The organism is Sphingomonas caeni (genome assembly GCF_026013415.1).
Lineage (GTDB): Bacteria > Pseudomonadota > Alphaproteobacteria > Sphingomonadales > Sphingomonadaceae > Sphingomonas > Sphingomonas caeni.
This window is the reverse complement of record NZ_JAPDOK010000001.1, coordinates 559,532-572,428: the sequence shown is the minus strand read 5'-3', so window position 1 is coordinate 572,428 and position 12,897 is coordinate 559,532. Positions and strand designations below refer to the sequence as shown.

Genomic DNA, 12,897 nt, shown 5'->3' with positions numbered 1-12,897 from the left:
GCCGGAGCGTTGGCCGCTGACGATAACCTCCAGGGCTCCGGCCTTCGCCGGAGCACGGTGAGGGCTAGAACTTCGCCTCTTCGTACACCCGGGTGATGTCGCCCGCCCAATCGCCGTTGAAGCGGTCGAGCAGCACCTGGGCGGGGACCTTGCCGGTGCGGACGATCTCGCGCAGCGGATCGAGGAAGCCGGTTTCGTTGTCGCCCGACGAGTTTTGCCGCGCGCGGGCGGCGAGGCCCGACGAGGCGATGTCGAGCACTTCGCCGGCGATGTCGCGCAGCTTGCCGCCGCCGGGGAGCGGGGCGTCGAGCGCGAGCCTGGGGACCGAGTCGCGCAGCGTCTGGCGTTCGGCCATGTCCCAGTCCTTGACGAGGTCCCACGCCGCGTCGAGCGCCGGCTGGTCGTAGAGCAACCCGACCCAGAGCGCGGGGAGCGCGCAGATCCGGCCCCAGCGCCCGCCATCGGCGCCACGCATCTCGAGGAAGGTCTTGAGGCGGACCTCGGGAAAGGCGGTCGAGAGATGGTCGGCCCAATCCTCCATCGTCGGCTTTTCGCCGGGGAGGACCGGGAGCCTGCCGTCGAGGAAATCGCGGAAGCTGAGGCCTGCGGCGTCGATATACTTCCCGTCGCGGTAGACGAAGTACATCGGCACATCGAGCGCGTAATCGGCGTAGCGCTCGTAACCGAAACCGTCCTCGAACACGAAGGGCAGCATGCCGGTGCGCGCCGGATCGGTGTCCGACCAGATATGGCTGCGGTAGCTGAGATAGCCGTTGGGCTTGCCTTCGGTGAAGGGCGAGTTGGCGAAGAGGGCGGTGGCGAGCGGCTGGAGTGCCAGGCCGACGCGGAACTTCTTCGCCATGTCGGCTTCAGAGGCGTAGTCGAGATTCACCTGGATCGTGCAGGTGCGCAGCATCATGTCGAGGCCGAGGCTGCCCACGCGCGGCATATGGTTGAGCATGATCGCGTAGCGGCCCTTGGGCATGATCGGCAGCTCGGCGCGGGTCTTGTCGTGCCACATGCCGAGGCCCAGAAACCCGATGCCGAGCCGGTCGCCGACCGCCTTGACCTGCTCGAGGTGGCGGCCGGTTTCGGCGCAGGTCTGGTGGAGATTGTCGAGCGGGGCGCCCGAAAGCTCGAACTGGCCCGCGGGCTCGAGGCTGATCGCGCCGTCCTCGCCCGAGAGCGCGATGATGTTGTCGCCCTCGTAAACGGGCTTCCAGCCATATTTGGTGAGGCCGATCAGCAGCGCGTGGATGCCGCCCGGCTCCTCGTACGAAGGCGCGCGGTGGCTGCCGTCCTTCCAGAACACGAATTTCTCATGCTCGGTGCCGATCCGCCAGCGCTCCTTCGGCTTCTCGCCGCGGGCGAAATAGCTGATGAGCTGGCTCCGGTCCTCGATGACCGCTGCGTTGCTGTTTGAAACGGTCTTTGTGCTCATGGCGCGCCATTTAGTGATGTGCGGGGCGGTCCGCCAGTGGGGATGCGCTTATGGTTCCATAAGCGTCATGACCAATCCCCCACGGCTCCCATCCACAAGGCGACTGCGGCGGCGGCGGCGGTTTCGGCGCGGAGGATGCGGGGACCGAGCGCGATGCCGACGGCTTGCGGATGCGCCTTGATGGCGTCGCGCTCTTGCGCGTCGAAGCCGCCCTCGGGGCCGATCAGGATCGCGGCGGGGCCAGGGTGCGCGGCCATCGCCTGCGCGGCGGGGAGGCCGCCGGTCTCGTCGGCGAAGAACAGGGTGCGTGCCGGCTGCCAGTCGCGCAGGAGTGCGGCGAGCTTGACGGGCTCGTCGAGCCGGGGAAGCGCGGTGCGCCCGCATTGCTCGGCGGCCTCGATCATGTGCGCGCGCAGGCGATCGAGGTTGAGCCGGTCGATGATCGTGCGGCGCGTGAGGACGGGAAGGAGGCGATCGACGCCCAGTTCGCACGCCTTCTCGGCGACCCAGTCGATCCGGCCCTTCTTGATCGGCGCGGCGCAGAGCCAGAGATCGGGGACGGGTTCGCGCGGGCGAAGCTGCTGGGTGACATCGAGGACGAGGTCGCGCTTGCCGACATGCGCGGCGATGCCGAGCCATTCGCCGGTCTTGTCGTCGAACAATTTGACCGGATCGCCGGACTTCATCCGCATCACCGAGACGAGATAATGCGCCTGACCGCCATCGATGCGGCGCTGGGTGCCGAGCGCGAGTTCGGTCTCGACGAACAGGCGGGGGGTGGAGTCGGGGGGCCAGGCGGGAGTGGCGGGCATGGCGTTCGATCTAGCGGCGCGCTAGGCTGAGGGCGAGGGGAATTGCCATGACCGAGACAGTGCTGGTGACGGGCGGGAGCGGCTATATCGGCGGCTGGTGCGTCGTCGAATTGCTGCGGCGCGGATATGAGGTGCGGACGACGGTGCGCAGCCTGTCGAAGGAGGCGGCGGTGCGCGCGGCGATCGCGGCTGAGGTCGATCCGGAGGATAGGCTGCGTTTCTTCGCCGCGGAGCTGACCAGCGATGCCGGGTGGGACGAGGCGGTGGCCGGGTGCGACTATGTGCTGCACGTGGCGTCGCCGCTGGGGACGCACCAGCCCAAGGACCCGCAGGAGCTGATCGTGCCCGCGCGCGAGGGCGCGCTCAGGGCCTTGCGCGCGGCGGCGAAGGCGGGGGTGAAGCGCGTGGTGCTGACCTCGTCGGTCTCGGCGGCGAGCCCGGCGGTGCGCGAGACCATTACCGACGAGGCGGTGTGGACCGATGTCGCGACTGCCGATGCCTATAGCCAGTCCAAGACGCTGGCCGAGCAGGCGGCGTGGGAGTTCGCCGCGGCGCATCCCGAGCTGGAGCTGGTCACGGTGCTGCCGAGCCTGGTGATCGGGCCGGTGCTGACGCCGGAGAATATGGGGTCGGTGCAGCTGATCTGGCGGCTGATGGCGGGGAAGGTGCCGGGGAATCCGCGGCTGGGGTTCACGCTCGTCGATGTGCGCGACGTGGTCGACGTCCATCTGCGCGCGATGACGGCGCCCGAGGCGAAGGGCGGGCGCTTCATCGCGGCGAACCGGTTCATGTGGATGGCCGACGTGTCGAAGGTGCTGCGCGAGCGGCTGGGGGCGAAGGCGGCGAAGGTGCCGACGCGCAACCTGCCGAGTTTCGTGCTGCGCTTCATGGCGATGTTCGACAGAACGCTGCGGCTCGTCACGCCGGGGCTGGGGCGGTCGGGGAGCTTCAGCTCGGCCAAGGCGAGGGCGGTGCTGGGGTGGACGCCGATTCCGGTGGAGGAGTCGATCGTGGATTGTGCGGAGAGCCTGATCGCGAAGGGGGCGGTTTAGCTCCTTCTCCCGTTGGGAAAAGGAAGGGGCCCGCCGCAAAGCGGTGGGAAGGATGAGGGCGGATCGGCCTCACCCTTCCGCCGACTTCGTCGGCTCCCTCCCTCTCCCAAAGGGAGAGGGAATTTAAATCCGATGCCAGTGCTGGCTGCGGCAGATGACGCCCAGGAAGGTGCAGCCCGATACCAGGATCTGGTCGTCGTTGATCTGGGTGACGGTGGCCGAGGCGGTCGTGTCGATATCGGGGATGTAGATCTTGCCGCGCCACTTGCCGTCGCCGCCGCGGCGCAGGTCGCGCAGCAGGGCGCTGCCGATCAGGTCCTTGCCGCTCCCCTTCCTGGCGTCGGCGCGCTGCTGGTCGGCGGCCCAGGTCACCGTGCCGCACAGCGCCTGCCCGCAGGGCTCGACGCGGAGATGGACGGTGTTCTTGGTGTTGCGCCAATCGCCCTGCAGCCCGCCATCGGCGGGGGCTGGGGCGGATGCGCCGAGCAGGGCGGCGCAGGTGGCTAAGGCGAACAGGCGAATCACACGCACTCCGTAAGGTTGCCCGGGGCAGATGGGGGTGCATCATGCCGTTTCGAGGGCCTAAACGTGGCAGGATCAGGCTGAACCGTTGCTTGCCGGGAAGCGCCGCGAGGGGATAGGGCATGCGGGATGACCCAGGCCGAGACCGTCCCGGACAGTGAATATCGCGGGCTGATGCGCCTCCTGCCGGCGCGGGCGCGGCCCTATGCGCTGCTGGCGCGGTTCGACCGGCCGATCGGCTGGTGGCTGCTCTTCTGGCCGTGCGCCTGGGCGGTGGCGCTGTCGGGGCGGGCGATCGAGCGCTGGGACCTGATCCTGTGGTTTCTGCTCGGCAGCATCGCGATGCGCGGGGCGGGGTGTGTCTATAACGACTATGTCGACCGCGATCTCGACCGCAAGGTGGCGCGGACCGCGGCGCGGCCGCTGGCGAGCGGAGCGGTAAGCGGGCGCGCGGCGTGGTTGTGGATGGGGGTGCTGGGGTTGGTGGGGCTGGTGGTGCTGCTCCAGCTCAACTGGATCGCGGCGGGGGTGGCGGTGGCGAGCCTGGCGCTGGTCGCGGCCTATCCCTTCATGAAGCGGATCACCTGGTGGCCGCAGGTCTGGCTGGGGCTCGTGTTTTCCTGGGGGGCGCCGGTCGGTTGGGCGCAGACGAGCGACCTGGGCTGGGTGCCGGGGCTGCTGCTCTATGCGGGGAGCATCGCCTGGGTGATCGGATACGACACCATCTATGCGCTGCAGGATGTCGAGGACGATGCGCTGGTGGGGGTGCGGTCGTCGGCGCGGGCCTTGGGCGCGCGGGTGAAGCCGGGGGTGGCGGGTTTCTACGCGGCGGCGGTGCTGCTGTGGGGCGCGGCCTTCTGGTTGTTGCGCGCCGATCTGCTGGCGCTCGCGGCGTTGCTGCCGGTGACCTGGCACCTGGGCTGGCAGGTGGCGACGCTCGAGCCCGCGGACGGGGAAAACGCGCTGACGCGGTTCCGCTCGAACCGGTTCGCGGGGCTGCTGATGTTCGCCGCTTGCTTCGTGGTGGGAACGACTCTTTGACGTTCGGGTCCGGGCTACCTAAGTCGCGCCGATGCTGAATTCCGATCAGGCCCGCGAGCGCGCCCATGATATCGTGGCGCGCGCCAGCGCCGCGGGCGCCGATGCCGCCGATGCCGTCTTCTCCGCCGACCGTTCGCTCGCCGTGTCGGTGCGGATGGGGGCGCTCGAGGATGTCGAGCGATCCGAGAGCGAGGAACTGGGGCTGCGCGTGTTCGTGGGGACGCGATCGGCGAGCGTCTCGACCTCGGACCTGAGCAGCGAGTCGCTCGATGCGCTGGTCGAGCGCGCGATCGCGATGGCGCGCGAGGCGCCCGAGGATGAATGGGCCGGGCTGGCGCCGGAAGCGATGCTGATGCGCGGCGGTGTGCCCCAGCTCGATCTCGACGACGGCGCCGAGGCCGAGCCGCAGGCGCTGCGCGACCTGGCGCTGGCGGCCGAGGATGCGGCGCGCGCGGTGTCGGGCGTGACCAACAGCGAGGGCGGCAGCGCGAGCGCCTCGCGCGGGGTGAGCGCGCTGGCCACGAGTCACGGGTTTGCGGGCGGCTATGCGGTCACCAGCCATTCGCTGTCGGCGAGCGTGCTCGCGGGCACGGGATCGGGCATGGAGCGCGACTATGCGTATCACTCGGCCCGCCACGCCGCGATGCTCGACGGCGCCGAGGCGATCGGGCGCGAGGCGGGCGAGCGCGCGGTGGCGCGGCTGAACCCGGGCCGGGTGCCGAGCGGCGCGATGCCGGTGATCTTCGATCCGCGCGTCTCGTCGGGAATGCTCGGGCACCTGATGGGGGCGATCGGCGGCGCCGCGATCGCGCGCAAGACGAGCTTCCTGCAGGACGCGCTGGGGACGCAGGTCTTCGCGCGGGGCATCCGCATCATCGACGATCCGCACCGGCCGCGGGGGCTGCGCTCGCGGCCGTTCGACGGCGAGGGGCTGCCGGTATCGATCACCGCGATCGTCGAGGACGGGATGCTCGAGACCTGGCTGATGGAGAGTGCCTCGGCGCGGCAGCTGGGGCTCGAGCCGACCGGCCATGCCGCGCGGGGGGTGGCGGGGGCGCCGGGGGTGTCGCCGGGCAATCTCTACATGGAGGCGGGCGGCATCTCGCCCGAGGCGATGGTGCGCGAGACGGGGCATGGGCTCTATGTGACTTCGCTGATCGGGCAGGGCGTCAACGGGGTGACGGGCGATTACAGCCGGGGCGCCTCGGGCTTCCTGATCGAGCAGGGCGAGATCACCACGCCGGTTTCCGAGATCACCATCGCGGGGAATTTGAAGGACATGTTCCTGGCGCTCACCCCGGCGAACGACCTGGTCTTCCGCTACGGAATCAACGCGCCGACACTGCGCATCGACGGCATGACGGTGGCGGGTGACTGAACGGCTGACCGAACAGGTCGCGATGATCGCGGCGGAGGCGGGACGGATCGCCATCGATCGCTGGACGAGCGACTTCAACCGCTGGGAGAAGGTGCCCGGGAGCCCGGTGTGCGATGTCGATCTCGAGCTCGACCATATGCTGCGCGAGCGGCTGTCGGCGCTGCTGCCCGATGCGGGATGGCTCTCCGAGGAGACCGCGGACAATCGCGACCGGCTGGAGGCGGACCGGGTGTGGGTGGTCGATCCGATCGACGGGACGCGCGACTATCTGCGCAACCGGCCGGGCTGGTGCGTCTCGATAGCCCTGGTCGAGAATGGCCGGGTGGTGATCGGCGCGCTCGATGCGCCGGCGCGGGGCGAGGTGTGGATCGCCCAGCGCGGCAAGGGGGCTTGGCGCAACGGGGTGAAGCTCAAGGCGGCGATTCGCGACGAGCTCGCGGGCGCGCGGGTGCCGGCGGATCAGCTGCCCAAGGTCGATAGTGATCTGGTGATGGTCGAAAAGCCCAACTCGATCGCGCTGCGCATGGCGATGGTCGCGGCGGGCGACGCCGATCTGCTCGCAACGCTGCGCTGGGGCAATGAGTGGGACATTGCGGCCGCCGTGCTGCTGCTGCAGGAGGCCGGCGCGCGCGTGACTAACGCGTTCGGGCGCCGGATCAGCTTCAACAGTCCCGATGGCGAGGCGTTCGGCGTGCTCGCCACGACGCGGGGGATCCATGCCGCCGCGGTCGAGCGGCTGGCCGAGCGCGCCGCCGCGGGGCTTTCCGCGCGCTGAACGGCGTGTTCAGCGCCGGTGCCGATACGCTGGCGTAACGGTCTCCCTGCACGTTGGGGTGCGGGGAGTTGGGCGTATGCGGATGATGGTCGCCGGAATGGCGTTGGTGTTGGGCGGGTGCAGCGCGGCGGTGCGCGAAGGACCGGAGCTGGCGATGCCGCCCACGCTCCAGGGCGAACTCAAGGTCGAGCGGGTGGTGGCGACGGGGAAATGGTCGGTGGTGCGGCCGGCCTTTCCGCAGGGGTTCGGGGACGCGCTCGAGCTCGGCATGCAGAATTGCGCGGGCGGGGGGACGCGGCCGGTGCAGCTGCGGCTGCATGTCGACCGCAACCATGGATCCGAATTGCTGCGCGGGCGGATCGAGATCGTCGACCTGCGGACCCGCGCGGTGCTGGGACGGTTTCCGGTCGCCGCGACGGGCCCGGGGACGACGCGGCGCTTCGTGGGGGAGATTTGCCGCAAGGGGTTTGGGCGGGAGTGGGGTTAGTTCGCCAGCCAAGGTGAGCTGCGCGCCCAGAAGATCACGTCCACCCCGAGATAGTCGGTCGCGAAGGCGATGAACTCGTCCTTGGTGAAGGGCTTCTGAGTGACGGGGTTGATATAGTCGAGCGTCGGTTCCTGGATCGCCATCGCGACCACGGGCACCTTGTCGCGGTAATCGTGGATGAAGGGATAGGAGTTGCGCATTTGCGGGCGCCAGTTGGGCACGATGTCGGGTCCGCCGACGCCGATCCGGTTGGCGGCGGCGAATTCGAAGAAGCGGCTCATATAGCCATTGGCATTGGCCCAGCCGCACGGCCAGAAATTGACATATTGGACGACGTGGCTGCGCTTGAATGCGCCCCGCGCGAACAGGATGTTTTCCTTCGACCCCTCGAAATAGGCGTCGCAGCTATAGCCCTCCGGCGGGTCCTTGCCGACATCGGCGGCGCTCTCCTCGGTGTTGAAGCCGAGGATGCGGCCGTCGAACTGCTTCGCGAGCGCCGCGATCAGCGCCTGGTAGCGGGCGCGGACTTGCGGGTCCCATTGCCGCACCACCCAGCCCGCCGCGACCTGGGTCCCGCCGCGATCGTCATATTGGCGCGCGATCCCGCCGCCATATTCGGGGCCTTCGAGCAGATATTTGGGGAACCAGCGCGCTTCGGGGCGGAAGGAGCGGTCCTGAATCTGGAGCCAGAATTGCTTGCCGCGCTTTTGGGCCAGCGCGAGGTCGTGCTCGATCATCGAGAAGTCGTAGACGCCCTTCTGCGGCTCCAGATTCTTCCAGATGTAGAGCACCTGCACGCCCTGGATATCCGGCCGGTCGAGGAGCTTGAGCGAGACGTCGAGATCGTCCTGCCCCATGTACAGGAAGTTCCGGAGCGGCGCGGCGGCGGCGGGGGTGGCGGCCGGGGGGGTGGCGGCGGCGGGCGTGGCGGCGAGGAGCGTGGCGGCGAGCGCCAGGATGGTGGAGCCATACACGCCTAGTCTCGTTGCGGGTGCATGGCCATCAGTGCTTCGGGAGGCCATGCCCCCTCGGCCCAGTAGCGATTGACGAAATTCCACCATTTTCTGGAGTGCGGCCTCAGCCAGGGGATGAAGTCTTCAGGGCGCGTGGTCCGGTGCAGGTTTCCATTCTGCAGATCTTCGAGCAGCCCGATCGACGCCGCCTCGCGCACATAATCATCCCCATCGATGTGCCAGCGCTCGACAACGTCGAAGATCGCGTCGAAGCCAGCAGTGTCGCCCGTTTCAACCCGGGCGAACAGGTGCCGTGCGAAATCCGACAGCGCGAGATATTCGGGGAGGTCGGGTTCGTCGCGATATTCCTCCAGGAACGCAGCATAGGCCGGCGCAAAGCCGGGATCGGCTTCCAGCACAGGCTCGAACATGCGCCCGCGTGCGATGGGCGCTCCCGCCACCTCAATCCTCGTCCTTGTAGCGGATCTGGAGGTAGCGGCCGCGGGTGGCGAGGCTGTCCAGGTCGCCCTGCGCCAATTGCTCGGTCATCTCGGCGATCTCGTCGTCGATCAGCTGGAGGCCCTGGGCGAGCTGCTGATCGGGGGTGAGGCCGTGGCGCTCGACAGTGCGGAGCGGCTCGGGGACGCGCTGATAGCCCTTGACCAGTTCGGGGAGCTGCTCGCCGATCAGCTTGCGGACCTCGGCGGCGGCGGGCTCGCGTTCGTCGAGCGCGGCGAGCTGGGGGGCGAGGGTTTCGAGCTTCACCCCGATCGAATCGATCAGGCTGTTCATCGGCGCGGGGAGGGCGGGGCGCTGGGCTTCGAGCCAGCGCTCGGTGGTGCGCGGGAGGGCCTTGAGCGGTGTTTCGGAAAGCGTTTCGAGACTGGGTGGGCTCGACAGCGGGAAGATCGCGAAGGTGAGCGTCGCGACCGCGAGCAGGATCATGACGACGAACGCGCCGAACACGCCGATCCCGGCGGGCGTCATCAGCCCCGCGATGATCGCGCCCACGATGATCAGCCCGTCCGCCGCGGCGATGCGGCCGATGCGCGTGCCGATCTCGACCTCGCGCTGGCGGCGGTTGCGCTTGTCGGCGGCGGTCTCCGGACGCTGTGCGCGTGAGCGGGCGATGAGCTCGTTGGCGCGTTCGCTCAGCCGGTCGACATCACTGGGCATGGCGGCTTACAGCGCCTCCAGCTTGTAACTTTCGGATGGGCCGCCGAGCTGGTTCTGCGCGGCGCCCTCGGCGCGGGCGATATAGCCCTTCGACTTCTCGACCTCGCCCGACAGCGTCGTGATCGTGGTCTTCATGCTGTCGAGCGCCTTGAGCTTGAAGGTGTCGATCGCGTCCATCGTATCGTAGATATTCTGGAAGGCGCGCTGGAGCGTCTCGACGGGAATCGTCGAGCTGGCGGCCTGTTCGTGGATTGCGGCCGACTGGGTCTTCAAGAGCTTGCCGGTCGAATCGATCAGGCCCGCGGTGGTGGTGTTGAGCGCGGTGACCTGATCGAGCACCAATTTCTGGTTGGTCAGCGCCTGCGCGACCGTGACCGCGGTGCGCAGCGCCGAGACGGTGGTGGTCGAGGCGCGGTCGACGCCCTTCACCAGCTCGACATTGTTCTTCTTGACCAGATCGAGCGCGAGATAGCCCTGCACCGTCACCGCCATCTGGGTGAGCAAATCCTGGGTGCGCTGGCGGACATAGAAGAGCGCGGTCTCGCGGATCGCCTTGGCCTTGGCCGGGTCGGTCGCGTCGAGCTCGAGCGCCTTGTCCTCGAGCCGGGCGTCCATCTCCTTCGAGAGATAGATCATCTGCTCGAGCCGGCCCATCGCGTTCCACAGATTGGCGCGCTCCACATCGATCGCGGCATTGTCCATCAGCAGCTCGTCCTTGCCGTTGCCGAGCGACTTGAGGATCGAGTTGATATGGGTCTGCGACGACTGGTATTTCTGGAAATACTGGCTGAGGCCCGAGCCGAACAGCCATTCGAACATGCCCTTCTTGCCGCCGATCAGCCGGCCGTTCTTCGAGGGATCGAGATCCTCGACCGTGCGGCGCAGCGCCAGCAGGTCGGCGCCGACGCCGGTGTCCGACCCCAGCGAACGCACGGGCTTGTCGAGGAAGCGGTTCGACTGGCCGGCGGCGTCGCGGATCTCCTTCTGGCCCATGTTCGTGATCGCATCGACGCGCTTGCCGAATTCGGGCGAGTTGACATCCTCGGCGACGAGGTCGCTGATGAACTGTTCGACGCGGCTCTGCAGCTCGGTCTTCTTGGCGTCTTCGACGGGCACGAGGCCCGCCGCCTTTTCGGGTTTCACCACGGCTACGGGTTCGGGTGGGGTGAGCACCAGCTCCTGTTCGACCGTTTCCACCTGGCTCGCCATCTGTCTGTCTCCACGCTGCGGGACCTAGATACGAGGATCGCCGCCACCTTCAAGTGTATCATATGAATAATACACGTGTCGAGCATCGCCGCTTTGAGCGACTCGCCCGGCATGCTAACACGCGCGTACCGCTCGCGAGAGGAGCCTTCCCATGCGCCAGCTGCATCTTTCCGCCGGGCTCGCCGCCCTTTTGTTCATCGGCATGCCGGCCATTGCCTCGGACACCGGCGGCGGTGGGGGAGGCGGGGGCATGTCGCCGAGCGCGAGCGCGGGCAATTACGATGCCGCGGCCGAATATCGCAAGGGCATCGCGGCGCTGCAGAACAATGATTTCAAGGGCGCGCTCAAGGCCTTCCGCAACGTGCTGACCGTCGCGCCCAACGATGCCAACACCAATTTTCTCGCCGGGCTCGCCGCGGCGGGCACGGGCGACGACAAGGCGGCTTCGAGCTATTTCCAGAAGGCGGTGCGCTACAACGCGAACATGATCCCGGCGCGGCGCCAATTGGGACTGACCCGCGCGAAGCTGGGCGACACGGCGGGGGCGGCCGCGCAGCGCGACTGGTTGCAGGGCAAGCTTACGGCCTGTGGCGAGGGCTGCGCCGATGCCGACGCGCTGAAGGCAGCGATCGCTGACATCGACGCCGCGATCGCCGCGCCCGCCGCCACGGAGGCAGCGCCGGCCGCCCCGGCGACCGCAGCGCCTCCGGGCCTCGGCCTGATGCTGCCCGACGCCGCGCGCGGCGATCTCGACTATCTGGAGGCGGTCTCGCTGATCAACGAGCATCGCTATGCCGACGCGATCGTGTCGCTCGAGGCGGCGCGGCTGAGCTTCGGCCCGCACCCGGACATCCTCACCTATCTCGGCTTCGCGAACCGCAAGCTGGGGCGCTATGATGTCGCCGAGGGCTATTACCGCGCAGCGCTTCGGGTCTATCCGCTGCATCGCGGCGCGCTCGAATATTATGGCGAGCTCAAGGTCGAGCGGGGCGACCTGAGGGGCGCGCGCGCCAATCTCGCCTTGCTCGACCGGAGCTGCACATTCGGCTGCTACGAGGCGGAGGAGCTGCGCCGTTGGATCGCGCTGGGCCACTCACCCCAAGGCTGAAGGGTGCGCTGAGCGCCGCTTTCCTGTTGCTGTTGGCGGCCGCCGCTTTTGCGAGGGCGGATCGTCCGAGGCTGCGCGCCGAGCGCTGGCTTACCGCCGAGGCGCGGCTCGATGCGCTCTCGACGCGTCCGCGCGAATGCCTGGCATCCTCCGGTGACCGCGCCCTGGTGGCGATCGGGCGAACCGCGTTCCGCACCCCGGCACTGCTCGGCGGACAGGCGGCCAAGGCGGGGATGAGCTGCGCGAGCTGCCATCGCAACGGGCGCGGCAATCCCGGCTTCTTCTTTCCCGGCCTTTCGGGCCCGCCCGGGACCGCCGATGTCACCTCGTCGCTGATGAGCTCGCATCGCGGCAATGGCGTGGCCGATCCGCGCCCGATCCCCGATCTCGCGCTGCCCGGCAAGATCAGCCGCGCTCCCGGGAGCCCGGCGCTCGGGATCTTCGTGCATGGGCTCGTCACCGAGGAATTCGACGGTGCCGAGCCCGGTCCGGCGGCGACGAGCGGGCTGCTCGCCTATCTGCGCGCGATCCGGCCGTGCGCGGCCGAGGGCGCCGAGGCGGTGACGCTCGAACAGGCGCTCGGCGATGTCGAGGCGGCGGTGGCTGCATCGGCGCATGCGCTGGGGCTCGGCGACCGGGGCAGCGCGCGGCTGATGCTGGCGGGCGCGCGATCGGCGTTGGGGGATATCGACGAGCGCTATGCGCTCACCGGCCTCGAAGCGGCGCGCAAGGGGCTGCGCGAGGCCGACCGGCAGCTGCTCGATCTCCAGCTGGCGATCGATGCGGGGGCAGCCGGCATCGGCAAGCGGATCGCGGTGTGGCGGCTTCCCGCCCGGCTGGCCGCGCTGCTTCGCCGCGGCGAGCCGCAGTCGCTCTACAATCGCGATCGCCTCGCCCGGCTTCTCGTTCAGGACTGAAAGCGGTTTGCATCGGCGCCGTCGCG

Annotated in this window: 14 protein-coding genes; 7 read left to right on the top strand and 7 right to left on the bottom strand. The window is 68.8% G+C overall.

The window, feature by feature from the left end:
* Window positions 1–64: 64 nt before the first annotated feature.
* Window positions 65–1,441, bottom strand: a complete 1,377-nt coding sequence (locus OF829_RS03080; protein ID WP_264938476.1) for a glutamate--cysteine ligase — start codon at window positions 1,439–1,441, stop codon at window positions 65–67.
* A gap of 65 nt (window positions 1,442–1,506) precedes the next feature.
* A complete protein-coding gene (locus OF829_RS03075) occupies window positions 1,507–2,253 on the bottom strand; it encodes a 16S rRNA (uracil(1498)-N(3))-methyltransferase (protein ID WP_264938475.1) in 747 nt (248 codons plus the stop codon).
* Window positions 2,254–2,300: 47 nt separating this feature from the next.
* On the opposite strand from OF829_RS03075, the gene OF829_RS03070 reads away from it, so the two are divergent.
* Window positions 2,301–3,305, top strand: coding sequence for an NAD-dependent epimerase/dehydratase family protein (locus OF829_RS03070; RefSeq protein ID WP_264938474.1), 1,005 nt, complete (start codon window positions 2,301–2,303; stop codon window positions 3,303–3,305).
* A 123-nt stretch (window positions 3,306–3,428) separates the two neighbouring features.
* Here the strand turns inward: OF829_RS03070 and OF829_RS03065 are convergent, their stop codons facing one another.
* Window positions 3,429–3,830 carry a DUF2147 domain-containing protein gene (locus OF829_RS03065; protein ID WP_264938473.1) on the bottom strand — a complete coding sequence of 134 codons (402 nt, stop codon included), beginning with the start codon at window positions 3,828–3,830 and terminating at the stop codon, window positions 3,429–3,431.
* 126 nt (window positions 3,831–3,956) lie between these two features.
* Between OF829_RS03065 and ubiA the strand changes: the two genes are divergently transcribed.
* The 4 genes from ubiA to OF829_RS03045 all read left to right on the top strand — a co-directional run bounded on the left by ubiA (window position 3,957) and on the right by OF829_RS03045 (window position 7,508).
* Window positions 3,957–4,868 carry a 4-hydroxybenzoate octaprenyltransferase gene (ubiA, locus tag OF829_RS03060; protein ID WP_264938472.1) on the top strand — a complete coding sequence of 304 codons (912 nt, stop codon included), beginning with the start codon at window positions 3,957–3,959 and terminating at the stop codon, window positions 4,866–4,868.
* A 31-nt stretch (window positions 4,869–4,899) separates the two neighbouring features.
* Window positions 4,900–6,246, top strand: a complete 1,347-nt coding sequence (locus OF829_RS03055; protein ID WP_264938471.1) for a TldD/PmbA family protein — start codon at window positions 4,900–4,902, stop codon at window positions 6,244–6,246.
* Window positions 6,239–7,021: a 3'(2'),5'-bisphosphate nucleotidase CysQ gene (locus tag OF829_RS03050; protein ID WP_406701392.1), complete on the top strand. Its 783-nt coding sequence runs from the start codon at window positions 6,239–6,241 to the stop codon at window positions 7,019–7,021. Before OF829_RS03055 ends, OF829_RS03050 begins: the two co-directional genes overlap by 8 nt.
* 76 nt (window positions 7,022–7,097) lie before the next feature.
* Window positions 7,098–7,508: a hypothetical protein gene (locus OF829_RS03045; protein WP_264938470.1), complete on the top strand. Its 411-nt coding sequence runs from the start codon at window positions 7,098–7,100 to the stop codon at window positions 7,506–7,508.
* On the opposite strand, the gene OF829_RS03040 is transcribed toward OF829_RS03045, so the two are convergent.
* From OF829_RS03040 to OF829_RS03025, 4 genes are read right to left on the bottom strand one after another with little or no spacing between them, the layout of a single operon-like run.
* Complete coding sequence (locus OF829_RS03040; protein WP_264938469.1) at window positions 7,505–8,482, bottom strand: hypothetical protein; 978 nt, start codon at window positions 8,480–8,482, stop codon at window positions 7,505–7,507. The two genes, OF829_RS03045 and OF829_RS03040, sit on opposite strands and share 4 nt — an antisense overlap.
* Before the next feature lie 2 nt (window positions 8,483–8,484).
* Complete coding sequence (locus OF829_RS03035) at window positions 8,485–8,892, bottom strand: DUF7674 family protein (RefSeq protein WP_264938468.1); 408 nt, start codon at window positions 8,890–8,892, stop codon at window positions 8,485–8,487.
* A 31-nt stretch (window positions 8,893–8,923) separates the two neighbouring features.
* Complete coding sequence (locus OF829_RS03030; protein WP_264938467.1) at window positions 8,924–9,637, bottom strand: HAD family hydrolase; 714 nt, start codon at window positions 9,635–9,637, stop codon at window positions 8,924–8,926.
* A gap of 6 nt (window positions 9,638–9,643) precedes the next feature.
* Window positions 9,644–10,846, bottom strand: a complete 1,203-nt coding sequence (locus OF829_RS03025) for a toxic anion resistance protein (protein WP_264938466.1) — start codon at window positions 10,844–10,846, stop codon at window positions 9,644–9,646.
* A 151-nt stretch (window positions 10,847–10,997) separates the two neighbouring features.
* Between OF829_RS03025 and OF829_RS03020 the strand changes: the two genes are divergently transcribed.
* Together OF829_RS03020 and OF829_RS03015 are read left to right on the top strand one after the other, a co-directional pair.
* Window positions 10,998–11,954: a tetratricopeptide repeat protein gene (locus tag OF829_RS03020; protein WP_264938465.1), complete on the top strand. Its 957-nt coding sequence runs from the start codon at window positions 10,998–11,000 to the stop codon at window positions 11,952–11,954.
* Window positions 11,921–12,871: a hypothetical protein gene (locus tag OF829_RS03015; RefSeq protein WP_264938464.1), complete on the top strand. Its 951-nt coding sequence runs from the start codon at window positions 11,921–11,923 to the stop codon at window positions 12,869–12,871. The genes OF829_RS03020 and OF829_RS03015 overlap by 34 nt, the downstream gene beginning before the upstream one ends.
* Window positions 12,872–12,897 lie beyond the last annotated feature (26 nt).